The organism is Streptomyces hawaiiensis (genome assembly GCF_004803895.1).
GTDB lineage: Bacteria > Actinomycetota > Actinomycetes > Streptomycetales > Streptomycetaceae > Streptomyces > Streptomyces hawaiiensis.
The window spans coordinates 5,977,327-5,999,526 of record NZ_CP021978.1; the positions used below are offsets into that span (position 1 = coordinate 5,977,327).

The 22,200-nt window shown below is 70.4% G+C and carries 22 protein-coding genes; 15 read left to right on the plus strand and 7 right to left on the minus strand.

The features are described 5' to 3' along the window. The first annotated feature begins 39 nt into the window (after positions 1-39). Both CEB94_RS27795 and meaB read left to right on the plus strand, forming a co-directional pair. A complete protein-coding gene (locus CEB94_RS27795) occupies positions 40-1,239 on the plus strand; it encodes an acetyl-CoA C-acetyltransferase (protein ID WP_175434782.1) in 1,200 nt (399 codons plus the stop codon). A gap of 34 nt (positions 1,240-1,273) precedes the next feature. After that, a complete protein-coding gene (gene meaB / locus CEB94_RS27800) occupies positions 1,274-2,230 on the plus strand; it encodes a methylmalonyl Co-A mutase-associated GTPase MeaB (protein ID WP_030854298.1) in 957 nt (318 codons plus the stop codon). A gap of 514 nt (positions 2,231-2,744) precedes the next feature. Here the strand turns inward: meaB and CEB94_RS27805 are convergent. Further along, entirely contained in the window at positions 2,745-3,386 is a 642-nt protein-coding gene (locus CEB94_RS27805; protein WP_175434783.1) for a PepSY domain-containing protein, read from the minus strand. A gap of 116 nt (positions 3,387-3,502) precedes the next feature. Here CEB94_RS27805 and CEB94_RS27810 point away from each other — a divergent pair, with 116 nt between their 5' ends. After that, on the plus strand, positions 3,503-4,171 hold the full coding sequence (locus tag CEB94_RS27810) for a response regulator transcription factor (RefSeq protein ID WP_175434784.1): 669 nt from the start codon (positions 3,503-3,505) through the stop codon (positions 4,169-4,171). Continuing rightward, the gene (locus CEB94_RS27815; protein ID WP_175434785.1) at positions 4,168-5,577 is read left to right on the plus strand and encodes a sensor histidine kinase; all 1,410 of its coding nucleotides are present in this window, start codon (positions 4,168-4,170) and stop codon (positions 5,575-5,577) included. The genes CEB94_RS27810 and CEB94_RS27815 overlap by 4 nt, the downstream gene beginning before the upstream one ends. Positions 5,578-5,584: 7 nt before the next feature. Here CEB94_RS27815 and CEB94_RS27820 read toward each other — a convergent pair whose 3' ends face one another. The 4 genes from CEB94_RS27820 to CEB94_RS27835 form a co-directional block, all read right to left on the minus strand. Further along, a complete protein-coding gene (locus CEB94_RS27820; protein WP_175434786.1) occupies positions 5,585-6,061 on the minus strand; it encodes a MarR family winged helix-turn-helix transcriptional regulator in 477 nt (158 codons plus the stop codon). Positions 6,062-6,177: 116 nt separating this feature from the next. Next, complete coding sequence (locus tag CEB94_RS27825) at positions 6,178-6,978, minus strand: AIM24 family protein (protein ID WP_175434787.1); 801 nt, start codon at positions 6,976-6,978, stop codon at positions 6,178-6,180. Then, entirely contained in the window at positions 6,975-7,625 is a 651-nt protein-coding gene (locus CEB94_RS27830) for an AIM24 family protein (protein WP_175434788.1), read from the minus strand. Before CEB94_RS27830 ends, CEB94_RS27825 begins: the two co-directional genes overlap by 4 nt. 1 nt (position 7,626) lies before the next feature. Beyond that, on the minus strand, positions 7,627-8,259 hold the full coding sequence (locus tag CEB94_RS27835) for an AIM24 family protein (protein ID WP_175434789.1): 633 nt from the start codon (positions 8,257-8,259) through the stop codon (positions 7,627-7,629). A 207-nt stretch (positions 8,260-8,466) separates the two neighbouring features. Here CEB94_RS27835 and CEB94_RS27840 point away from each other — a divergent pair, with 207 nt between their 5' ends. The 4 genes from CEB94_RS27840 to glxA all read left to right on the plus strand — a co-directional run bounded on the left by CEB94_RS27840 (position 8,467) and on the right by glxA (position 13,066). Next, positions 8,467-8,811 carry a DUF3817 domain-containing protein gene (locus CEB94_RS27840; RefSeq protein WP_175434790.1) on the plus strand — a complete coding sequence of 115 codons (345 nt, stop codon included), beginning with the start codon at positions 8,467-8,469 and terminating at the stop codon, positions 8,809-8,811. Further along, on the plus strand, positions 8,808-9,101 hold the full coding sequence (locus tag CEB94_RS27845) for an MTH1187 family thiamine-binding protein (RefSeq protein WP_030854324.1): 294 nt from the start codon (positions 8,808-8,810) through the stop codon (positions 9,099-9,101). The genes CEB94_RS27840 and CEB94_RS27845 overlap by 4 nt, the downstream gene beginning before the upstream one ends. Before the next feature lie 194 nt (positions 9,102-9,295). After that, the gene (locus CEB94_RS27850) at positions 9,296-11,107 is read left to right on the plus strand and encodes a glycosyltransferase family 2 protein (RefSeq protein ID WP_175437190.1); all 1,812 of its coding nucleotides are present in this window, start codon (positions 9,296-9,298) and stop codon (positions 11,105-11,107) included. 3 nt (positions 11,108-11,110) lie between these two features. Beyond that, positions 11,111-13,066 (plus strand): radical copper oxidase GlxA, encoded by a 1,956-nt coding sequence (gene glxA / locus CEB94_RS27855; protein ID WP_175434791.1) that lies wholly within the window; start codon positions 11,111-11,113, stop codon positions 13,064-13,066. A 12-nt stretch (positions 13,067-13,078) separates the two neighbouring features. Here the strand turns inward: glxA and CEB94_RS27860 are convergent, their stop codons facing one another. Beyond that, entirely contained in the window at positions 13,079-14,068 is a 990-nt protein-coding gene (locus CEB94_RS27860; protein ID WP_175434792.1) for a glycoside hydrolase family 6 protein, read from the minus strand. A gap of 178 nt (positions 14,069-14,246) precedes the next feature. On the opposite strand from CEB94_RS27860, the gene CEB94_RS27865 reads away from it, so the two are divergent. The 3 genes from CEB94_RS27865 to icmA all read left to right on the plus strand — a co-directional run bounded on the left by CEB94_RS27865 (position 14,247) and on the right by icmA (position 16,956). Continuing rightward, positions 14,247-14,756 carry a MarR family winged helix-turn-helix transcriptional regulator gene (locus tag CEB94_RS27865; protein WP_031140777.1) on the plus strand — a complete coding sequence of 170 codons (510 nt, stop codon included), beginning with the start codon at positions 14,247-14,249 and terminating at the stop codon, positions 14,754-14,756. 43 nt (positions 14,757-14,799) lie between these two features. Then, positions 14,800-15,138, plus strand: coding sequence for a DUF3817 domain-containing protein (locus tag CEB94_RS27870; RefSeq protein WP_175434793.1), 339 nt, complete (start codon positions 14,800-14,802; stop codon positions 15,136-15,138). 117 nt (positions 15,139-15,255) lie between these two features. After that, a complete protein-coding gene (gene icmA / locus CEB94_RS27875) occupies positions 15,256-16,956 on the plus strand; it encodes a coenzyme B12-dependent isobutyryl-CoA mutase large subunit (RefSeq protein ID WP_175434794.1) in 1,701 nt (566 codons plus the stop codon). 54 nt (positions 16,957-17,010) lie between these two features. Here the strand turns inward: icmA and CEB94_RS27880 are convergent, their stop codons facing one another. After that, a complete protein-coding gene (locus CEB94_RS27880; RefSeq protein WP_175434795.1) occupies positions 17,011-17,631 on the minus strand; it encodes a TetR/AcrR family transcriptional regulator in 621 nt (206 codons plus the stop codon). Positions 17,632-17,865: 234 nt separating this feature from the next. Here CEB94_RS27880 and CEB94_RS27885 point away from each other — a divergent pair, with 234 nt between their 5' ends. The 4 genes from CEB94_RS27885 to CEB94_RS27900 all read left to right on the plus strand — a co-directional run bounded on the left by CEB94_RS27885 (position 17,866) and on the right by CEB94_RS27900 (position 22,127). After that, a complete protein-coding gene (locus tag CEB94_RS27885) occupies positions 17,866-18,840 on the plus strand; it encodes a tetratricopeptide repeat protein (protein WP_175434796.1) in 975 nt (324 codons plus the stop codon). Positions 18,841-19,461: 621 nt separating this feature from the next. Continuing rightward, positions 19,462-20,094, plus strand: a complete 633-nt coding sequence (locus CEB94_RS27890; RefSeq protein WP_175434797.1) for a DUF6230 family protein — start codon at positions 19,462-19,464, stop codon at positions 20,092-20,094. Positions 20,095-20,212: 118 nt separating this feature from the next. Beyond that, complete coding sequence (locus CEB94_RS27895; protein WP_175434798.1) at positions 20,213-20,776, plus strand: DUF6114 domain-containing protein; 564 nt, start codon at positions 20,213-20,215, stop codon at positions 20,774-20,776. Further along, positions 20,766-22,127, plus strand: coding sequence for a hypothetical protein (locus CEB94_RS27900; RefSeq protein WP_175434799.1), 1,362 nt, complete (start codon positions 20,766-20,768; stop codon positions 22,125-22,127). Before CEB94_RS27895 ends, CEB94_RS27900 begins: the two co-directional genes overlap by 11 nt. Positions 22,128-22,200: the final 73 nt, after the last annotated feature.

Below are 22,200 nucleotides of genomic sequence, written 5' to 3' on the forward strand. Positions count from 1 at the left end.
CACTCCTCGGCTGTGCAGCCGGTAAGGGGATCGCAGCTCATGTCTTCTGCTACGACCAGCTCGGTGATCGTCTCGGGGGCGCGTACGCCCATGGGGCGGTTGCTCGGATCGCTGAAGTCCTTCTCCGGAGCCGACCTCGGCGGCTTCGCGATCAAGGCCGCCCTCGACCGTGCGGGGATCGGCGGCGACCAGGTGCAGTACGTGATCATGGGGCAGGTGCTCCAGGGGGGAGCGGGACAGATCCCGGCCCGCCAGGCCGCGGTCAAGGGCGGCATCCCGATGAACGTGCCGGCGCTGACCATCAACAAGGTGTGTCTGTCGGGCCTCGACGCCATCGCGCTCGCCGACCAGCTCATCCGCGCGGGTGAGTTCGACGTGATCGTCGCCGGTGGTCAGGAGTCCATGACCAACGCCCCGCACCTGCTGCCGAAGTCCCGTGAGGGCTTCAAGTACGGCGCCATCGAGATGCTCGACTCCATGGCCCACGACGGTCTGACCGACTCCTTCGACGGCGTCGCCATGGGCGAGTCGACGGAGAAGCACAACACCCGCCTCGGCATCGCGCGGCCCGAGCAGGACGAGATCGCCGCGCTGTCGCACCAGCGGGCCGCCGCCGCCCAGAAGAACGGCCTGTTCGAGGCCGAGATCACGCCCGTCGAGATCCCTCAGCGCAAGGGCGACCCGGTGCTGTTCAGCAAGGACGAGGGGATCCGTGGTGACACCACCGCCGAGTCCCTGGGCAAGCTGCGTCCCGCCTTCGCCAAGGACGGCACCATCACGGCCGGTTCCGCCTCGCAGATCTCCGACGGTGCCGCCGCCGTCGTGGTGATGAGCAAGGCCAAGGCGCAGGAGCTCGGCCTGGAGTGGATCGCCGAGATCGGGGCGCACGGGAACGTGGCCGGGCCGGACAACTCGCTCCAGTCCCAGCCGTCCAACGCGATCCTGCACGCGCTGAAGAAGGAGGGCCTGGAGGTCTCGGACCTCGACCTCATCGAGATCAACGAGGCGTTCGCGGCCGTGGGCGTGCAGTCGATGAAGGACCTCGGGGTGTCCACCGAAAAGGTGAATGTCAACGGTGGCGCCATTGCCCTGGGTCACCCGATCGGGATGTCCGGTGCGCGGCTCGTGCTGCATCTCGCGCTGGAGCTGAAGCGGCGCGGCGGTGGCGTGGGTGCGGCCGCGCTGTGCGGTGGCGGCGGGCAGGGCGACGCGCTGATCGTGCGCGTGCCCAAGGCCTGAGTTCCGGTACGTCCCTTATCTGAACGGAGCTGTGATGCAGGACGTCTCCACGCTGGTGGCCCAGGCCAGGGAGGGGCGGCCACGGGCCGTGGCCCGGCTGATCTCCCTGGTGGAGGGGGCGTCCCCGCAGCTGCGGGAAGTCATGGCGGCGCTCGCGCCGCTGACGGGCGGGGCGTACGTGGTGGGGCTGACCGGGTCGCCCGGGGTCGGCAAGTCGACGTCGACCTCGGCGCTGGTCTCCGCGTACCGCAAGCAGGACAAGCGGGTCGGCGTGCTCGCCGTCGACCCGTCGTCCCCGTTCTCGGGCGGTGCGCTGCTCGGGGACCGGGTGCGGATGTCGGAGCACGCGTCCGACCCGGGGGTGTACATCCGGTCGATGGCGACGCGCGGGCATCTGGGCGGGCTGGCCTGGTCGGCCCCGCAGGCGATCCGGGTCCTGGACGCCGCCGGCTGTGACGTGATCCTGGTCGAGACGGTGGGTGTGGGGCAGTCCGAGGTGGAGATCGCCTCGCAGGCGGACACGTCCGTGGTGCTGCTGGCGCCGGGGATGGGCGACGGGATCCAGGCGGCCAAGGCCGGGATCCTGGAGATCGGTGACGTCTACGTCGTGAACAAGGCGGACCGGGACGGGGCGGACGCAACGGCTCGCGAGCTGAACCACATGCTGGGGCTCGGGGAGTCCCGGGGGCCGGGCGACTGGCGTCCGCCGATCGTGAAGACGGTCGCCGCGCGCGGGGAGGGCGTCGACGAGGTCGTCGAGGCCCTGGAGAAGCACCGGGCCTGGATGGAGGAGCGGGGCGTCCTCGCGGAGCGGCGTCTGTCCCGGGCGTCGCGGGAGGTCGAGACGATCGCGGTGACGGCGCTGCGGGAGCGGATCGGGGACCTGCACGGGGACCGCCGCCTCGGGGCGCTGGCGGAGCGGATCATCGCGGGCGAGCTGGATCCCTACCGGGCGGCGGATGAGCTGGTGGCGGGGTTGACGGAGGGCTGAGGCGCTTGCTTCGTCTGACGCCGGGTGGTGGGGCGGGGGCCGCGCCCGGGTTGTGGTGGGGCGGGGCCCCGCCCGGGCTGAGGCCGCTTGCGCCTGGCGCCGGGTGGGGGTCAGGGACGTGCCGGGGGGTGTCCGTCCTCGGGACGGCGCCGTGCTTCGCCTGATCGCCGGGTGGTGGGTCGGGGCCGTGTCGGGGGGTGTCCGTCCTCGGAACGGCGCGATGGGGTCTCACGCCGACTGACTGTCCGTTGACGCGCCAACCAGCTGCGGGCGGACACCCCCCGACACGGCCCCTTGCGTACGACGGCGGGTGCGGGCGCGTCCCACCTGACGTCGCAGACGCACAGTTGCGGGTCGCCCTGCCCGCCCTAGTCGCGGGCGCCCGTTCCGCCCCAGCTGCGGGCATGCGTGCCGCTGGGGGCGGCACGGGTGGGCGCAGCGGCACCTCGGCGCGCCGGGCTGGGCGACGCCCCGGCGTCAGCACGGACGTCGGGGCGGTTGAAAGGGGCTGCGATCAGTCCTGGTCGTCGTCCTGGTCGTCGTCGCGGTCCGCTGTCACCTTGGCCGTGGCCAGGTCGACCTTCCAGTCCTGCTCGGCGCCGCCGGACTTCCGCGTCTCGGCCTCCCAGGACTTGTCCTTGCCGTCCTCGTCCAGGCCGACGGACGTCACCACGCCCTTGCCGGCGGCAGCCTTCGCGGCCTCCTCGGCCGTCACCGACGAACCCTTCAGAGCGGTCCGCACCTGCGCCGTGTCGTCCTCGTCGTCGGTGTGCGCACCGAGGACCTTGCCGTTGGACGGGTCGACGCTCACGCTGTGCCAGGTGTTGTCGCCCGACAGGACGTCGACCTTCCAGACCACCTTGTCGCTGTCGTCCTCGTCGTCCAGTTCGGCGGACACGACCGTGCCCGACGTGTGCTTCAGCGCGGAGGCGATGGCCTCGGGCGCGGTGACATCGGAGGAAGAGACCTGAGCGGCGTCGTCGTCGCGGTCGTCGCGGTCGTCCTGGTCGGCGCGGCCGTCGTCGTCCGACAGCCTCGTGTTCGCCGCCTGCCGCGCCGAGCCCTCGTCGCCTCCCGTGGTCGCGAGAGCCGTGGCCGTACCGCCTCCGATCAGAGCGGCGGCGGTCACAGCGGCGATCACGATGTTGCGCTTCATGCGTATTCCTCCTGAGTCGTTTTGTTTTCGACGTCTTCGACTCTGGCTGACGGAGGCTGAGAGGAACCTGAAGGCCCCTGAAGGGATCTTCAGGTTCCCTTTGCGACTCTTTACGCATGCGCCTGTTGATCGTGGAGGACGAGAAGCGGCTGGCCCTGTCGCTCGCCAGGGGCCTGACGGCCGAGGGTTACGCCGTGGACGTCGTCCACGACGGACGGGAGGGGCTGCACCAGGCCTCGGAGGGCACGTACGACCTGGTCATCCTGGACATCATGCTGCCCGGCCTCAACGGCTACCGGGTCTGCGCCGCCCTGCGCGCCGCCGGGCACGACGTGCCGATCCTGATGCTGACCGCCAAGGACGGCGAGTACGACGAGGCCGAGGGGCTCGACACCGGTGCGGACGACTATCTGACCAAGCCGTTCTCGTATGTCGTGCTCGTCGCCCGGGTCAAGGCGCTGCTGCGGCGGCGCGGGCAGGGCGCGGGAGCCTCGCCGGTGCATGTGCACGGGGACCTGAAGGTGGACACCGCGGCCCGGCGGGTGTTTCTGGGCGAGGACGAAGTCGCCCTCACCGCCAAGGAGTTCTCCGTGCTGGAGCACCTCGTGCTGCGGGCCGGCGAGGTGGTGTCCAAGTCCGAGATCCTGGAGCACGTCTGGGACTTCGCGTACGACGGTGATCCGAACATCGTCGAGGTGTACGTCAGCACGCTGCGGCGGAAGCTGCGGGCGGGGCTGATCCGGACCGTGCGCGGGGCCGGCTACCGGCTGGAGACGTCACGATGAGCCGGCTGTTCGGATCCGTCCGGGCGCGGGCCACACTGGGAGCGACACTCGTGGTCGCGGTGGCGCTCGTCGCCGCAGGGGCCGCCGTGCTGCTGTCCCTGCGGTCCAATCTGATCGGCGAGGCCGGTACGCAGGCGGAGCGCTCCGCGCGGGCGGTCGCCTCCGAGCTCGCCGCCGGAACGCCGTACGACAAGCTCTCGGGGCTGGACGGCGACGACGGGCCGGTGCAGGTCCTGGACGAGCACGAGCGGCTGGTCGCGGCCAGCGAGGACCTGGAGCGGATCAGCGGGACGGACAGTGGGAAGGTGAAGCCGCAGCCGGCGGCGACGCTTTCCGGCGACGACGATGACGACTCCGAGGACGCGGGCGAGACCCTCGAAGCCGGTGAGATCTCCGGGGAGAGCGTCTTCAGCAACGGGTCCGCGACGATCGACGGCGACGCGGAGGACTACCGCTTCGCCGCCGTCGAGGTGGAGACCCACGACCGGGGGCACCTGACGGTCTACGCCGGTTCCCCGCTGGCCGCCGAGCACGGGGCCGTGCGGACCGCGCTGACAGTGATGCTGATCGGTTTCCCGCTGCTGCTCGGTGTCGTCGCGGGTGTGACCTGGCTGGTCACCCGGCGGGCCCTGCGGCCCGTGGAGGGGATCAGGCGCGAGATGGCCGCGATCACCCACTCCGAGGACCTCGCGCGGCGCGTGCCGGAGCCGGACACGCACGACGAGATCGCCCGGCTCGCCAGCACCACCAACGAGACGCTCGCGGCGCTGGAGACGTCCGTGGAGCGGCAGCGGCGGTTCGTCGCCGACGCCTCCCACGAGCTGCGCAGCCCGATCGCCTCGCTGCGGACGCAGCTGGAGGTGGCCGCCGCGCACCCCGAGCTGCTGGACCTGGACGGGGCCGTGGCGGACACCGTCCGGCTGCAGCGGCTGGCGGCCGATCTGCTGCTGCTCGCCCGGCTGGACGCGGGGGAGCGGCCGAACGACGCGAAGATCGACCTCGCCGGGCTCGCCCGGGAGGAGGCCGAGGGGCGGGCGGGTGTCACCGTGGAGGCGGAGCCGGTGGAGGTGGCCGGATCGCGGGGGCAGTTGGGGCGGGTGCTCGCCAATCTGCTCGACAACGCCCAGCGGCATGCCCGGTCGGCCGTCACTGTGACCGTGCGGCGCGAGGGTGACCGGGCCGTGGTCGGGGTGGCGGACGACGGTGACGGGGTGCCCGAGGACGACCGGGAGCGGATCTTCGAGCGGTTCGTCCGGCTGGACGCCGCCCGCAGCCGCGACGACGGCGGAGCCGGGCTGGGTCTCGCCATCGCCCGGGACGTCGCCGTCCGGCACGGTGGCACGCTCAGGGCCGGACGGGGGCCCGCAGGCGGAGCCCTGTTCGAACTCCGCCTGCCGCTCGCCTAGGGGGCGGTTACGGGCGCCCGCGCTGTCCGCGCAGGTGCTCCGCGATGGGCTTGAGGCCCTTGTCGAGCTCCGTCAGGGCCTCGGGGGACAGCAGGTCGATGAAGTGCCTGCGCACGGACGCCACATGGTGGGGCGCGACCTTCTGCATCGTCGCCATGCCGTGGTCGGTGAGGACCGCGTAGAGCCCCCGGCGGTCCGACTCGCAGTTCTCCCGCCGGACCAGGTTCGCGTTCTCCATGCGCGTGATCTGGTGCGAGAGGCGGCTCTTGGACTGGAGGGTGGCGGAGGCGAGGTCGCTCATCCGCATCCTCTGGCCCTCGGACTCGGAGAGATTCACCAGGATCTCGTAGTCGTTCATTGTCAGGCCGAACGGCTGCAGGTCCTTCTCGAGCTGGTACGTCAACAGCCTGTTGACCTCCAGGTGGGTGCGCCAGGCGCACTGCTCCGCATCGGTCAGCCAGCGGGTGGCCGTCTCGGTCTCCATGAATGAAGTCTACCTAAAAGGTTGAAAGGCGAACTAGTGAGGGGTGGCGTGTGACGACGCACGTCTGGCGAACAACAGTGCGCAGGCGTTCGATGTCACACTCCGCAGACTACCGCTCACAGCCCGAAGCGACGCTGGAGGTCCCCCAGCTGTCCGGGAAGACGCGGTACGCCGGACTGCCCTGCCTGGGGGCTGTGCGCCCCGCCACCGGGCACTCCGGCCTGGTGCGGAACGGCCCCCGTGGCCTGCTCGGCCATCAGGGTCTCGGACGACTGGAGCAGTACCGTCCCGGCGCCGGCGAACTCGAACTGGTGCTCCTCGCCGGAGGCCCCGCCGAGGCCCGTCAGCGCACGTAGACCGCCCATGACGCCGGTCATGTACCCGTGGTCGTAGTGGTGGCAGGGGGAGGGGCAGTCGGCCCAGCCGACCAGGGCCTGGGGGTCGACCCGGATCGGGGGTTCCATGAACACCACCGGCCCGTTCGACGCGGCCACGAACTTTCCGGTTCCGATGAGGGTCAGAAAACCCGGCACAATTGATTGCTTCAGTGCCAGAGTTGGCTGAAAAGCGAGCAAGTTGCCCGAGCGAATGGTCAGGTTGCCGTCTTCGAGATCGTACGAATTCACGTCGAAGGCCCGGTCGGCGAGGAGCATCTTGCCCGAGCCCTCCGCCACGACCCAGTCGCTCGCGTGCAGTGGCGAATGGAAGGACGTGCGGACGAGACGGTCCAGCCGGCCGTGTCCGACGCCGTTGAAGTCGATCGAGCCGTAGTAGGCGATCATCTTCCCCTTCTGCAGGAACCACTGGCTCCCCTTGAGCTCCACGCAGAAGGTGTACGCGTTGACGTTGTCGTCGGGCGGCAGCGTCGCCGGGTCGAAGACCACGGGGCCGGCGCCCGGGGTTCCGTAGGTGCTCACAGCTTCTCCTCCGACGCCTGGACGTACACCGCACCGCTGCCGCTGAGCTCCAGCTGGAAGGCCTCACCCGAGCCGCGGCCCACCATGTCCCGCCAGCCGAGGGCCGTGGACAGCTTGTTGCGGACGTCACCGTGGTGGGCGACGTAGGCCTGCGGGTCCACGTGGACCGGCCGCTGCGGGGTGATCGGGATCTCGATGACCCCGCCGTGGGCCATGACCGCGACGGCCCCGTGCCCCTTCAGCGTCGTCGTGAACAGTCCCTGGCCGCTGACCTGGCCCCGCACCATGCCCATGACGCCGCCCTGCGAGCCCAGGAACATCGTGCCCTGCTGGAGCGAGCCCTCGAAGGCCAGGAGGCGGTCCGCCTCCACGTACAGCGTGTCGCCGGTCAGCCGGATCACCTGGATGTGGTGCCCGCCGTGCCCGAAGAGGACCGTGCCGCTGCCCTCGACGGTCATCAGGGGCGTGTCCTCGTCGGCGACCCGGCGGCCGATCATCGACATGATCCCGCCCTGGCCGCCCGCCGTGTTGGGCGTGAACGACACCTCGCCCTGGTAGGCGAGCATCGCGCCGCGCTGACTGAACAGCTTCTGACCCGGCGCGACCGTCGCCTCGACCATCTTCGCGTTGATCTCCCGGAAGGCCATCTCACACGTCTCCCGCGATCGTGTTCCGCTCGCTCGGCTGCACGTACACCAGACCGTCCCCCTCGAACCGCATCTGGAAGGCCTCACCGCCGCCCTCCCCGAGCAGGGTGCGGAACGTCACACCGGACTGGAAGGACTGCCGCAGGTTGCCCTGGTGCGCCACGTACGCCCCCGGGTCGACGGTCAGCGGGTACTGCGCGCTCACCCGCAGCACCACCGCCGGGCCGTCCGACATGATCGCCGCCTGGCCGTGGCCCTCGACGGTCGTCGTGAACAGTCCGTTGCCCTGCGAGGCACCCCGCAGGCCGGTGAACTCCGTCCCCGTGCGCAGCCCGCCGTCGGTCGCGAGCAGGTTGCTCGACTCGACGTAGAGCTTGTCGCCCTGGATGCCAACCAGGTTGATCTCGGAGGCCCGGTCCGCGAACCAGCAGGTCCCGCGCCCCTTCACCTCCATCAACGTCATCTGCTCACCGGTCAGCCGCCGGGTCACCATGCCCCGGATGCCCTCGCCGCCACCGCTGAGCTTCTTGAAGGCCATCTCCCCGTCGTACGCGACCATCGAGCCGTTCTTCGCCTTCACGGCATCCCCGGTCATGTCGACGGCGAGCACCTTGCTGCTCTGAAGTCGGAACATCGCCACGACTGGAAGGTAGCCGCAGGCCGGGCCCCACGGACAGGGCCCGTGGGTGGAGAACGACCCTGACCGCACCCCTGGGCGCCGGAGCCCGTGGCGGTTTGCCACAATGGGCGGGACGCTTGTGCGTGCGTTCACAAACCGTCGGACCCGTACAAGCCGTTCAGCTCGTCCAGACCGCCGCGTCTCTCCCACCGAAGGTGACCCGTGGACATCAAGACCGCCACCGCCATCCGCCGCCTCCGCCTGGTCTCGGCCCCCGAGGCGATCTCCTTCCTTCTCCTGCTGGTCTGTTCCGTGCTGAAGCGGACCACGGACTTCAACGCCGTGCCGGTGATGGGCATGGTGCACGGGGTGCTGTTCGTCCTGTACGTGATCTTCTGGGCCGACGCGTGGAACCGGACGAAGTGGTCGCTGAAGACCGCCGCGCTGTACTTCGTCCTCTCGGTGCTGCCCACCGGCGGGTTCTTCGCCGAGCGCAGGCTGCGGCGTGAGGCCGAAGACGCGGTCATCGCCTCCCGGGCCCGCCAGGATGGCGTGGTGGGCGCGTGATCGTCGCCTTTTCCGTGACGCCGCTCGGCGTCGGCGAGGACGTGGGGGAGTACGTCGCCGATGCCGTGCGGGTGGTGCGGGAGTCGGGGCTGCCGAACCGCACCGACGCCATGTTCACCTCCGTCGAAGGGGAGTGGGACGAGGTCATGGACGTCGTCCGGCGCGCGGTCGCCGCCGTCGAGCGGCGGGCGCCCCGGGTCTCCCTCGTCCTCAAGGCGGACATCCGCCCCGGCGTGACGGACGGCCTCACGTCCAAGGTGGAGACCGTGGAGCGGCACCTCGCCGAGTAGGCGCCGAGAGCAGCGGTGACGACGAGAACCCCGGCCCGGTCAGGCCGGGGTTCTCGCCGTCGGGGCCCGCCGTCACAGCGCCCCCGTGCCCCCACCCGCCTGGACGCCCCCAGTTCGACACCGCCCCAAAGATCCACTTTCGTATGGGTATCGGGGTGTCGCGCTTCGATCACGTCGATCTTCTGGAGGGCGCTGTGCGGCCGGAGGGCTACGACTACGACTCCCACAGCCGACTCGCCGGACCGCTCACGAAGCCGTCCGGTGCGGCGTACCGGGTCCAGTACGCCTCGCTCCTCTCCCGCGAGCCCCGCCGAATACGAGCCGTCCTCCTGATGAGCCTCGCCCCGCTGCTGACGGGTGCCCTGCTGGCCTACCTCGTCTGGCCCACCCACTGGGTGGAACGCGAGGGCGCCGAACGCTGGCTCATCGGGCTCGACGTCACCATGCTGATCTCCATCGGGCTCATCGAACTCTTCATGCTCGTCAACGTCGCCTCCGTCGCGCACGCCACGATGGTCGCCCGCGACCCCGTCCCCGTCGTCCCCGAAGCCGGCACCCGCGTCGCCTTCCTCACCACGTACGTGCCCGGCAAGGAGCCCCTCTCCATGGTCCGCGCGACTTTGGAGGGAGCCGTCCGCATCCACCACACCGGCCCCCTCGACGTCTGGCTCCTCGACGAGGGCGACGACGACCGGGCCAGGATCCTGTGCGCGGAACTCGGCGTGCGGCACTTCACGCGGCTCGGTGTCCCGGAGTGGAACCGCTCCAAGGGCGCCCACAAGGCCCGCACCAAGCACGGCAACTACAACGCCTGGGTCGCGATGCACGGCGACGCGTACGACTTCTTCGCGTCCGTCGACACCGACCACGTCCCGCACCCGGACTTCCTGGAGCGGATGCTGGGCTACTTCCGCGACCCGGACGTGGCCTTCGTCGTGGGACCGCAGGTGTACGGCAACTACCACAACCCCGTCACCAAGGCGGCCGAGTCCCAGCAGTTCCTCTTCCACGCCCTGATCCAGCGCGCCGGCAACCGCTACCGCGCCCCCATGTTCGTCGGCACCAACAACGTCGTACGCATCACCGCCGTCAAGCAGATCGGCGGCCTGTACGACTCCATCACCGAGGACATGGCCACGGGCTTCGAGATCCACCGGCACCGCAATCCGGCGACGGGCCGCCACTGGTGCTCCGTCTACACCCCGGACGTGCTCGCCGTCGGTGAGGGCCCCGCCTCCTGGACCGACTTCTTCACCCAGCAGATGCGCTGGTCGCGCGGCACCTACGAGACGCTTCTCCGGCAGTACTGGAAGGCGCCCTTCAGCATGCCGCCGGGCCGCCTGCTGTCCTACACCCTCATGCTCGTCTACTACCCGATGACGGCCGTCAACTGGCTGCTGGGCATCCTCAGCTGCTTCCTCTTCCTCTGGTTCGGCGCCTCCGGCACCCAGGTCTCCGCGTCGGTGTGGATGATGCTCTACAGCGACGCGGCCGCGCTCCAGATCGGCCTGTATCTGTGGAACCGCCGGCACAACGTCTCCCCGCACGAACCGGAGGGCTCGGGCGGCCTGGCCGGCATGGCGATGTCGGCCCTGTCGGCGCCGATCTACCTCAAGTCCCTGGGTGAGGCCCTGCTGTGCCGCCCCAGCCGTTTCGTCGTCACGCCCAAGGGCGGCGACGCCAGCCCCGACCGGCCCGCCACCTTCCGCATCCACCTCTTCTGGGCGGCCCTGCTGGCCACGTCCCTGGCCGCGTCGGCCGCCCTGGACCACACGCACGCGGCGATGCGCACCTGGGCCGTCCTCGCCATGGCGATCTCCCTGGCGCCGGTCGGGGTGTGGGCCGCCACGCTGCTGCGCGAGCAGCGCGAGCACCGGCCGCAGCCCGCGCAGTCGCCCGCGCCCACGCACGCGCGCGTGCCCGAAAGCAAGGAGCCCGCCCCGGCGCTCGCCACCGCGTCCCCGGCGGCGGCCCCGGTCTCCGGCACCACGACAGGAGGCAACTAGGCCATGGCGTACCAGCCCTCGCAGAAGACCAAGAAGACCGTCCTGGGCATCGGCGGCATCGCGGTCCTGGCAAGCCTCAACGCCCCGGCCGCACTGGACTTCGTCTCCGAGCAGTACCACGCGTACGAGATCGCCCAGCCCGAGTACAAGGCGAAGTACGGCTCCTGGAGCCGGCTCGACATCCCCGAGGAGTACCGCACCAACGCCATCCACGCGGCCCTGCTGCACACCGGCAAGGTGCTGATCGTCGCCGGGTCGGGCAACGAGCAGCGCAAGTTCGACAAGGGCGAGTTCGACACCGTCCTGTGGGACCCGGAGAAGAACACGTTCAAGAAGATCCCCACCCCGGAGGACTTCTTCTGCGCCGGCCACGCGCAGCTCCCCGACGGCCGCCTGCTGGTGGCCGGCGGCACCGCCCGCTACGAACTCCTCGACGGCGAGGTGACCCGGGCCGGCGGCGGCATGCGCGTGAAGAACGAGAACCCGGACAAGGCGGTGTTCCTGAAGAAGGGCACCCGCTTCCGCTCCCCGGCCGGCGTCGAGTACGTCACCCGGTTCGACGTCACCGTCCCCAAGGCCAAGCGCAGCTTCAAGGTCACGTACAACAGCCGTGGCGTGATGCAGCCCTGGAAGACCAAGGTCACCGCCGCCGAGGCCCGTGTCTTCGTGGAGGCCGTGGACAAGGGCCCGCTGTCGGCCACCGAGAAGCGGGCGCAGTACGAGGTCGTCGGCCTGAAGGGCAAGGCCGCCGAGAACACCTACGGCCTGTCGGAGAAGATCACCCTCGACAAGCAGGACTTCCAGGGCATCCGCGCCGCCTACGAGTTCGACCCGAAGGCCGAGAAGTACGTCCCCGTCGACCCCATGCGCAAGGCCCGCTGGTACCCGACGCTCGTGGGCCTCGACGACGGCCGGGTCCTCGCGGTGTCCGGCCTCGACGACGTCGGGATGATCGACCCGGGCGACAACGAGATCTACGACCCGGAGACCAAGAAGTGGTCACCGGGACCCAAGCGGTACTTCCCGACGTACCCGGCACTGTTCCTCACCAAGGGCGGCAAGCTGTTCTACCCGGCCTCCAACGCCGGCTACGGGCCCGCCGACCAGGGGCGCGAGCCGGGGCTGTGGGACCTGGAGACGAACACGTTCGAGAAGGTGCCGGGCCTCACCGACCTCGACCAGACGGAGACCTCGGCCTCGGTGCTGCTGCCCCCGGCGCAGGACCAGAAGGTGATGATCCTCGGCGGGGGCGGCGTCGGCGAGTCGAAGAAGGCCACCTCGCGCACCGCCGTCGTGGACCTGAAGAAGGACAACCCGGCCTTCGAGGACGGCCCCGACCTGCCGCAGGGCACGCGCTACCTGAACAGCGTGATCATGCCGGACGACACCGTGTTCACGTCCAACGGCTCCAGGGACTACCGCGGCCGCAGCGCCAGCAACATCCTCAAGGCCCAGTTCTACGACCCGAAGAGCAACGCCTTCCGGGAGGCCGCCTCGCCAGAGGTGGGCCGCAACTACCACTCCGAGGCACTGCTGCTGCCCGACGGCCGGGTCGCCACGTTCGGCTCCGACCCGCTCTTCGACGACCAGCAGAACACCAAGCTGGGCCACTTCGAGCAGCGCATGGAGGTCTTCACCCCGCCCTCGCTGCACAAGAACGCCCGCAACCGCCCCGCGCTGAAGGACGGGCCGCGGACACTGGACGACGACCACCGCATCACGTTCCGTACGGACCACCCGGAGCGGGTGGCCCAGGCCCGGCTGATGCGGCCCAGCGCGGTCACGCACACGACCGACGTCGAGCAGCGCTCCATCGCGCTGGACATCACCAGGAAGGGCGACGCGGTGACGTTCGAGGTGCCGCGCGACCCGGCGCTGATGCCGCCCGGCTGGTACATGCTGTTCGTCTCGGACGCCGAGGGCACGCCCTCACGGGCCAAGTGGGTGCACGTGGAGTGAGCGGGGCCCGGCTCAGCCCTTGGCGTTGCGGGCCAGCTCCAGGGCGTACTCCGGCCACCAGCGCCCGGCGGCCGGGCCGCCCTCGCAGGTCCCGTCCGACTCCCCGGGCCGCTTGACCCACAGGAAGGCGTCCACGACGGGTTCACCGGTGCCGGTCGTCGGCGGGGTGCCGAGCGCCCGGCCCGGCGGGTTGCACCACACGCCGGGCAGGGGCCCGTTGCCGTTGCGGCTGGTGTCGACCACGAAGTGCCTGCCGCCGAGGGCCTCGGCCAGCCGCACGCCGTACGTGGTGGTCACCTCGGTCGTCTGGAAGTTGGAGACGTTGAGCGCGAAGCCGTCGGCCTGCTCGATCCCGGCCCGCTTCAGCGGCTCCACCAGCTTGGCCGACTCACGGATCCAGTCCGCGTTGCCCGCGTCCAGGTACACCTTGGTGTTCGGCTGCTGCTTGAGCCGGGCGATCGCCTCGCCGAGCAGCTGCTCGCGCTCGGCGTGGTACTCGCCGGGGGTGCAGCCGTCCACGACGTGCGCGACCGCGTCGGGCTCCAGGACGACCAGGGCCTCGGCCTCGCCGAGGGCGTCGGCGAACTTCCCGATCCACTCCCGGTAGGCGTTCCCGTCCGCCGCCCCGCCCGCCGAGTGCTGGCCGCAGTCCCGGTGCGGGATGTTGTACGCGACGAAGACCGCGGTCTTCCCCTCCCGGCTCGCCGCCGAGGCCGCCGCATTCACCATCGGCGCCGGGTCGATCTCGCCCGCCGGCCACAGCGCGACCGGCTGGTCGGCGATCCGCCGGATCAGCTCGGCGTCCTGCCCGCGGCCCTGCCGCTGCCAGAGCCGTGCCTGCCGGGCCGCGGGGCTCTCGGGGTCGACCCAGAAGGGGGAGGAGCCGGCCGCGTAGCCGGCCTCCCTGGCGTCGACGTCGGACGCCGTGTCGGTGCCGGACGAGCAGCCCGCGGCGAGACCGAGCACCGCGAGGGCCGCGAGGGCGTGGATCAGCCGGGTCATGCCGCTCCCTGGGGAAGGTGACGTGCCGTGACAAAGGGGACGCCAATCGTTACACATTGGAGTGAAACGCCATGGAAAGGACATGGCCTCGCCGCGCCCTCGTACCGGAACCGATGCCGCGCGCCCGAAGGGCGAGACAGGGCTGACCACCATGTGACCGGCCGGTAAGGTCGGGTTCGTGCCGAAGCCGCTCAGTCTCTCCTTCGATCCGATCGCGCGCGCCGACGAACGCTGGAAGCAGCGCTGGGGAAACGTGCCGTCCATGGCCGCGATCACCTCGATCATGCGCGCCCAGCAGATCCTCCTCGCCGAGGTCGACGCGGTGGTCAGGCCGTACGGGCTGACGTTCGCGCGCTATGAGGCGCTGGTGCTGCTCACCTTCTCCAAGTCCGGCGAGCTGCCGATGTCCAAGATCGGCGAGCGCCTCATGGTGCACCCCACGTCCGTGACGAACACCGTGGACCGGCTGGTGAGGTCGGGTCTGGTCGGCAAGCGGCCCAACCCGAACGACGGCCGCGGCACCCTCGCCAGCATCACCGACAAGGGCCGCGAGGTCGTCGAGTCGGCCACCCGCGACCTGATGGCGATGGACTTCGGGCTCGGGGTGTACGACGCGGAGGAGTGCGCGGAGATCTTCGCGATGCTGCGGCCGCTGCGCGTCTCGGCGGGCGACTTCGAGGAGGAGTGACCCGGGGCAAGATCCGCCGGAACGGGTCGTTACGCTCGACCGCATGAAAAAGAGCGTGCTGACCCGCTATCGCGTGATGGCCTACGTCACCGGCGTGCTGCTGGTCCTGCTGACCTTCGGCATGATCGGCAAGTATGTGCTCGACCTGAACGGCGCGGCCGACTTCACGCGCGTCGTCAGCATCGCGCACGGCTGGCTGTACGTCGTGTACCTGATCTTCGCCTTCGACCTGGGCTCCAAGGCGAAGTGGCCGGTGGGCAAGCAGATCTGGGTGCTGCTCGCCGGGACCGTTCCGACGGCCGCGTTCTTCGTGGAGCGCAAGATCAGCCACGAGCTGGAGTCCCGGCTCGCGGAGGACTCGCCCGCGCCCGCCAAGGCGTAGGCGCGCTTCGGCGCCCCGCCGCCGCACGCGTGCGTGCGGCGGTCGTCCTCACCCGTTCGCCAGGTCACTCCCCTCAGCCATCGACATTTACTAGGACGTCCAAGTAAATTCGAGGGTATGGACGCTGACGCCACCGAGGAGGGCCGCCGCCGCTGGCAGGCCCGGTACGACGCCGCGCGCAAGCGCGAGGCCGACTTCACCACGCTCTCCGGCGACCCCGTGGAGCCGGTGTACGGGCCGCGGCCCGGTGACACCTACGACGGGTTCGAGCGGATCGGCTGGCCGGGGGAGTACCCCTTCACCCGCGGCCTGTACGCGACCGGCTACCGAGGGCGGACGTGGACCATCCGGCAGTTCGCCGGCTTCGGCAACGCCGAGCAGACCAACGAGCGCTACAAGATGATCCTCCGCAACGGCGGAGGCGGGCTCTCGGTCGCCTTCGACATGCCGACGCTCATGGGCCGCGACTCCGACGACCCCCGCTCGCTGGGCGAGGTCGGGCACTGCGGCGTCGCCATCGACTCCGCGGCCGACATGGAGGTGCTGTTCAAGGACATCCCGCTGGGTGACGTCACGACGTCGATGACCATCAGCGGCCCGGCCGTCCCCGTCTTCTGCATGTACCTGGTCGCCGCCGAACGGCAGGGCGTCGACCCGTCCGTCCTGAACGGCACGCTCCAGACGGACATCTTCAAGGAGTACATCGCCCAGAAGGAGTGGCTCTTCCAGCCCGAACCGCATCTGCGGCTCATCGGCGACCTCATGGAGTACTGCGCGGCCGGCATCCCCGCGTACAAGCCGCTGTCCGTCTCCGGCTACCACATCCGCGAGGCCGGGTCGACGGCCGCGCAGGAGCTGGCGTACACGTTGGCGGACGGTTTCGGGTACGTCGAGCTGGGTCTCTCGCGCGGGCTGGACGTGGACGTCTTCGCCCCCGGCCTGTCCTTCTTCTTCGACGCGCACGTCGACTTCTTCGAGGAGATCGCCAAGTTCCGCGCGGCGCGGCGGATCTGGGCCCGCTGGATGCGCGACGTCTACGGCGCCCGGTCCGAGAAGGCGCAGTGGCTGCGCTTCCACACCCAGACCGCGGGCGTCTCCCTCACCGCGCAGCAGCCGTACAACAACGTCGTCCGCACGGCCGTGGAGGCCCTGGCGGCCGTGCTCGGCGGGACGAACTCGCTGCACACCAACGCGCTCGACGAGACCCTCGCCCTGCCGAGCGAGCAGGCCGCGGAGATCGCGCTGCGCACGCAGCAGGTGCTGATGGAGGAGACCGGCGTCGCCAACGTGGCCGACCCGCTGGGCGGCTCCTGGTACGTCGAGCAGCTGACCGACCGGATCGAGGCGGACGCGGAGAAGATCTTCGAGCAGATCAAGGAGCGCGGGCTGCGGGCACACCCCGACGGGAAGCACCCCATCGGCCCGATCACCTCCGGGATCCTGCGCGGGATCGAGGACGGCTGGTTCACCGGGGAGATCGCCGAGTCGGCGTTCCGGTACCAGCAGTCGCTGGAGAAGGGCGACAAGAAGGTCGTCGGGGTGAATGTGCACACCGGGTCGGTGACCGGGGATCTGGAGATCCTGCGGGTCAGCCACGAGGTGGAGCGTGAGCAGGTCCGGGCGCTCGGCGGGCGGAAGGCCGGGCGGGACGACGCGCGGGTCCGAGCGGCGCTGGAGGGCATGCTCTCCGCGGCCCGGGACGGCGGGAACATGATCGAGCCCATGCTGGACGCGGTGCGGGCGGAGGCGACGCTCGGCGAGATCTGCGGGGTCCTGCGGGACGAGTGGGGGGTGTACACCGAACCCCCAGGGTTCTGACTGACCTGGGGCGTGCCGGGCGTCGCGGGGCAGGCGGGACTCTGCGGCCACACCCTAGGTGCCCTGGCCGCCCAGCCCGTGCAGCAGCACCCTGGTGAAGCCGCGGACCCATTCCTCGTCCGCGGGTTCCGCGCTGACCAGGGTGCGGTGGACCACCGCTCCCGCCACCATGTCGAAGATCAGGTCGACGGTGCGGGCGGACGCGGCGGGGTCCGGTTCCGGAGGGAGTTCGCCCCGGGCCTGGGCCCGGGCGCGGCCCTCCAGGACCAGGCGCTTCTGGCGGTCGACGACCGAGGCCCGGATGCGTTCCCGCAGGGCCTCGTCGCGGGTGGCTTCCGCCACGACCGCCATCAGGCCGCTTCTCGCCTCCGGCAGCGCCAGGATCGTGGCGAACTGGAGGACGACCCCCTCGATGTCGGCGGCCAGGGAGCCGCGGTCGGGGAGCTCCAGCTCGTCGAAGAGTTCCGCGACCGCGTCGACGACCAGTTCGTTCTTGCCCGGCCAGCGGCGATAGATCGTCGTTTTCGCAACCCCGGCGCGGGTCGCGACGTCTGCCAGGGTGAGCTTGGACCAGCCCAGTTCCACCAGAGCCTCGCGTGTCGCGGCCAGGATCGCGGCGTCCGCCGCGGCGCTGCGCGGGCGCCCGGTGCGGCTGGCTGGGCTGCGGCTCTGCATCTTCCGACCATAAACCGGCGGTTCCCGTGCGGCCGTGAGGGAGATCACCGGGGGGTGGTGTCCCGGAACTCCGCTGTGGCATTACGCTACGACTCGTAGCGAAAGCCCGTGCTGGACGTACACGGGCCTCAGCACACCGGCGTGGGGTGGGGACCCGGCGCCGAAAGGCACCGGAACGGCCTGGCTTTCACACCGTTTTTCACACGCGCGCGCAGTACGGGGGAGGATAGGCGCATGCAGCCACGGAACATGTCCATGAGCGGAGTCGTCGACCTCGCCGCGGTGAAGGCGGCCCAGGAGGCCAAGGCGAAGGCGGAGCAGGCGCGCGCGCAGTCCGCCCGGGAGGGCGGGACGGGGGCGATCTCCCCGACCGATCTCGTCATCGACGTCGATGAGGCGGGGTTCGAGCAGGACGTCCTGCAGCGTTCCGCCGAGGTGCCCGTCGTCATCGACTTCTGGGCCGAGTGGTGTGAGCCCTGCAAGCAGCTCAGCCCGGTCCTGGAGCGGCTGGCCGTCGAGTACAACGGCCGCTTCCTGCTCGCCAAGATCGACGTCGACGCCAACCAGATGCTGATGCAGCAGTTCGGCATCCAGGGAATCCCCGCGGTGTTCGCGGTCGTCGCGGGGCAGGCGCTGCCGCTCTTCCAGGGGGCGGCGGGCGAGGAGCAGATCCGGCAGACCCTGGACCAGCTGGTGCAGGTCGGCGAGCAGCGCTTCGGCCTGACCGGTCTCACCGTCGACCCCGAGGCCGACCCGGGCGGCACCCCGGCGGCTCCCGAGCGGCCGGCCGGTCCGCACGACGGGCTCCTCGAGGCCGCCGTGCAGGCGCTGGACTCGGGCGACCTGTCCGGCGCCGTCCAGGCGTACAAGAACGTACTGAACGAGGACCCGGGCAACGAGGAGGCCAAACTGGGCCTCGCCCAGGCCGAGTTGCTCCAGCGGGTGCAGGGTGTCGACCCGCAGCAGGTGCGCCGGGACGCGGCCGACAAGCCGGCCGATGTGCAGGCGCAGATCGCCGCCGCCGACCTGGATCTGGTGGGCGGCCATGTCGAGGACGCCTTCGGCCGGCTCATCGAGACCGTGTCGCGCACGGTGGGTGACGACCGGGACGCCGTCCGGATGCGGCTGCTGGAGCTGTTCGAGGTCGTCGGGCCCGACGACCCCCGCGTGATCGCAGCGCGCAGGGCTCTGGCGCGCGCCCTGTTCTGACCAGTCGTTAAACGCGCGGGCATGTGGTGCCCGCGTGAAAAGTTTGCCGACAGAGGGTCACTGCGGCCGCGTTTTACCAAAACTTGGTAATCGCGGCCGCTGTTACTACGAGTAAGTCGCAGGCGTAGATCTGTCGGATTCTGTCCATCGATCAACAGCTTTGTACTGCCGTTCGACACCACCCTGTGTCGCCGACCGAGACCGATGGGTCGTTGTTCGGTTATCCGGCCGTTACTAGCGAGTAACGAACCCCCTTGTGCGGGCGGCGAGAATGCACCACGATCGGCCACGCTCGGTCCAATCCCGTACCCCGGCAGCCGGTTGGGTCGCGGGACGTCCTGGGTCCCCACCGAGCAGAGCCGGCGGCAGTGGCGCCGGCTCTTGGACAGGGGGGTCTTCGCTCATCCGGCGAAGCCTGTCCAGCAGGGTTGTGCGTGATGCGTGTCAGGCGCGACCAGTGGTTGTCGCTCGGGGGTGATCGCCGGTGATTCGGGCGCAGTTGCGCCGCCGAGTGCAGGCGCTCTCCTTCCCGAGGACGTAGCACTTCTCCCATCCCTGCCCGGCTGTGCCGCCAATCGGGGCGAGCCAGGACAGGAGATGTACGTCCGAGAAGGAGGAAATATGGAGTCCCAGGTGCGTGGCGGGACCAGATGGAAGCGGTTCGCTGTGGTCATGGTGCCCAGCGTCGCCGCCACGGCTGCGATAGGTGTCGCCCTCGCGCAGGGCGCTCTCGCCGCGTCGTTCAGTGTCTCCGGGCAGTCGTTCAAGGTCACGACCGACCAGCTCGTCGGAGAGGGCTTCTCGCAGTACGGCGCCCTCGACGAGGGTTACACGATGGACGGCAAGAAGGCCGTCCACCCGGTCGCGGTCTCGTCGTTCAAGACGGCGACGATCAAGAACCTGTGCCAGTCGGTCGTCACCCCGAACATTCCGGTGCTCGGGAACGTCAGCCTGATCCTGCGTGCGGGTCAGGGTGCGAAGCCGGTCGAGGCCCAGAACCTCTACATCGACGTCGCCGACCTCAGCGCCGACGCGACGTTCGAGAACATCGACATCGGTGTGGCCGCCAAGGACGCCAGCAAGGGTCCGGCCATGAGGAAGGGCGAGACGGCGAACCCGTACGGCTTCGCCCAGCAGGCCGACCGGGCGATCCTGTCCGACGTGAAGCAGACGGCGTGGGCGACCACCGCCGGAACCTTCAAGCTCAGCGGCCTGAAGATGTCGCTGTCGACGGGTGTCAAGGAGTGCTACTAAGCACTCGATGACGGGCGGGGGAGCCGGTGGCGCCCCCGCCCGTCCACCTTCCGGCCGCGCCTTCACGCGGGGCCCACATCACCACCACAGCAACGCTGTACCAGGGAGCTGTTTTTCCATGAGCGCCGAGACTCCTGCCGCCACCGGCCAGTTCACCGTCCGGAGGCAGCAGTTCCGCGCCTGGCGGGGTGAGCGGCCGTTCTGGGCCGGGCTGTTGGTCCTCCTCAGTGGACTGCCCATCGCCTACTTCCCGTACGCGAACCTCCAGATCGGTCACCTGACGCTGGCGATGGCGACCACCGCGGGTGCCGGGTCCCTGATCATCGGCGTGCTGCTCGTCGTACTGGGCGTCAGCCTCTGGTTCCAGAAGCACGTCCGCGTCTTCGCGGGAGTCGCGGCGATCCTGCTGGCGCTGGTGTCCATCCCCGTGTCCAACCTCGGCGGCTTCCTCATCGGCTTCCTCCTCGCCCTCGTGGGCGGGGCGATGGCCGTGGCCTGGGCGCCGGGCGCACCGCCCGCGGGTCAGCCCGTCGCCATGGCCAGCACCGGCACGGGCGGGACTCCCGAGGCCACCGACCACGACACCACGGTGCTGCGGCCCGTGGACGGGGTGGACGAGCCGAACGATCTGTCAGGAACGAACCCGGCCAACGGGGCGAACGGGAGGCACAGTGCCGGCTGACGAGGTGACCCACGGGGCTGATGTGGGGGCGTCCCGTGTGAGAACCGGGCCGCGCCACGCGGCACCCAAGAAGCCGCTGTTCACCAGGTTCAGCAGGCCGACCGGCAAGGCGATAGCCATGGCGGCGATGCCGACGGCGGTGCTCATGGGCATGGGCTTCACGTCGACGCTCGCCATCGCCGACAGCGACACCCCGGCGGCCCCGACGTCGAAGAGCCTGACGGCCGACGAGTACAAGGACTGTGTGGCGGCCCTGGAGGACTCCGACAAGGACTCCAAGGGCGAGGAGTCCGCCTCGCCCACGCCGTCCCCCTCGGCGAGCGACGGCGCGACGGACGAGCAGGACGACACGACCCCGGAGCCGTCCCCCTCGGGCGGCACGGACGCGAACGACGGCGGTTCCTCTTCGTCGGATTCAGGTTCCGACGACAAGACCGAGCCGAAGCCGGCCCCGTCCCCGAGCACGCCCGCCACGGGCGGCGACGACGCGGCCGCCACTCCGTCCCCCTCGCCGTCCGAGAGCGGCGGCAACGTGCTGGAGGACATCGGCGACGCGATCGGCGGCATCTTCGACGGCGGGAACAAGGACGGGGCGAGCCCCGGCCCGACCCCGTCGGCCTCGGCGTCGGAGAGCACCGAGAAGCCGGCCGAGGACGCCTCCGGCGACGCGGAGGACACGACCGAGAAGGCCACCGGCACGGTCGAGGACACCGTCAAGGACACCACCGGCAAGGCGTCCGAGACGGTGAAGGACACCGGCAAGACGGTGGAGGACGCCACCAAGGCCGTCGAGAAGGCGGCCGAGGAGGCGGCGGAGAAGGCCAAGGAGGCCACCGCCTCGCCCAGCCCCTCCCCGAGTGCCACCACGGACCCCGACGACTGCCCGGCCGCCACCGACGCCGAGGGCGGCGTCGACAACAAGGTGCCGCTGCCCGACGACCCGTGGTTCCTCAACGCCAGCTCGCTGACGCTGAAGGGCGCCGACTACCAGGGCATCGTGGAGGTGCGGACCGCCAACGGCACCGTCAAGAAGGTGCTGAAGTACGTCATCTCCGACGGCACCGACATCGGCGACCTGCACCAGACGGTCAAGGACAAGCAGTCCGGCAAGACCTACCACGTGCAGGCGGCCAAGGGCTCGACGTCCACGATCCGCGACGGCGACACCGTGATGTACACGGAGAGCATCTCCGGCAACCTGCTCGGGCTGATCCCCATCACGTTCGACCCGGAGCACCCGCCGCCGCTGAACATCCCGCTGATCTACTTCACCAACGTCAAGGTGCAGCAGGCCGGTCAGTTCGGCGGGACCCTGCACGTGCCCGGGCTGCACAACTTCGTCACCGGCTGAGCGCCCCTCAGAGCCCGTTCGGGAGCCGCACACACCGAGGGCGCCCCCTGGATCCCAGGGGGCGCCCTCGGCG

Coding starts and splice junctions, on each gene's coding strand:
- CEB94_RS27795 (WP_175434782.1), top strand. CDS start 40: ATGTCTTCTGCTACGACCAGCTCGGTGATCGTCTCGGGGGCGCGTACG.
- meaB (WP_030854298.1), top strand. CDS start 1,274: ATGCAGGACGTCTCCACGCTGGTGGCCCAGGCCAGGGAGGGGCGGCCA.
- CEB94_RS27805 (WP_175434783.1), bottom strand. CDS start 3,386: ATGAAGCGCAACATCGTGATCGCCGCTGTGACCGCCGCCGCTCTGATC.
- CEB94_RS27810 (WP_175434784.1), top strand. CDS start 3,503: ATGCGCCTGTTGATCGTGGAGGACGAGAAGCGGCTGGCCCTGTCGCTC.
- CEB94_RS27815 (WP_175434785.1), top strand. CDS start 4,168: ATGAGCCGGCTGTTCGGATCCGTCCGGGCGCGGGCCACACTGGGAGCG.
- CEB94_RS27820 (WP_175434786.1), bottom strand. CDS start 6,061: ATGGAGACCGAGACGGCCACCCGCTGGCTGACCGATGCGGAGCAGTGC.
- CEB94_RS27830 (WP_175434788.1), bottom strand. CDS start 7,625: ATGGCCTTCCGGGAGATCAACGCGAAGATGGTCGAGGCGACGGTCGCG.
- CEB94_RS27835 (WP_175434789.1), bottom strand. CDS start 8,259: ATGTTCCGACTTCAGAGCAGCAAGGTGCTCGCCGTCGACATGACCGGG.
- glxA (WP_175434791.1), top strand. CDS start 11,111: ATGGCGTACCAGCCCTCGCAGAAGACCAAGAAGACCGTCCTGGGCATC.
- CEB94_RS27860 (WP_175434792.1), bottom strand. CDS start 14,068: ATGACCCGGCTGATCCACGCCCTCGCGGCCCTCGCGGTGCTCGGTCTC.
- CEB94_RS27870 (WP_175434793.1), top strand. CDS start 14,800: ATGAAAAAGAGCGTGCTGACCCGCTATCGCGTGATGGCCTACGTCACC.
- icmA (WP_175434794.1), top strand. CDS start 15,256: ATGGACGCTGACGCCACCGAGGAGGGCCGCCGCCGCTGGCAGGCCCGG.
- CEB94_RS27880 (WP_175434795.1), bottom strand. CDS start 17,631: ATGCAGAGCCGCAGCCCAGCCAGCCGCACCGGGCGCCCGCGCAGCGCC.
- CEB94_RS27885 (WP_175434796.1), top strand. CDS start 17,866: ATGCAGCCACGGAACATGTCCATGAGCGGAGTCGTCGACCTCGCCGCG.
- CEB94_RS27890 (WP_175434797.1), top strand. CDS start 19,462: ATGGAGTCCCAGGTGCGTGGCGGGACCAGATGGAAGCGGTTCGCTGTG.
- CEB94_RS27895 (WP_175434798.1), top strand. CDS start 20,213: ATGAGCGCCGAGACTCCTGCCGCCACCGGCCAGTTCACCGTCCGGAGG.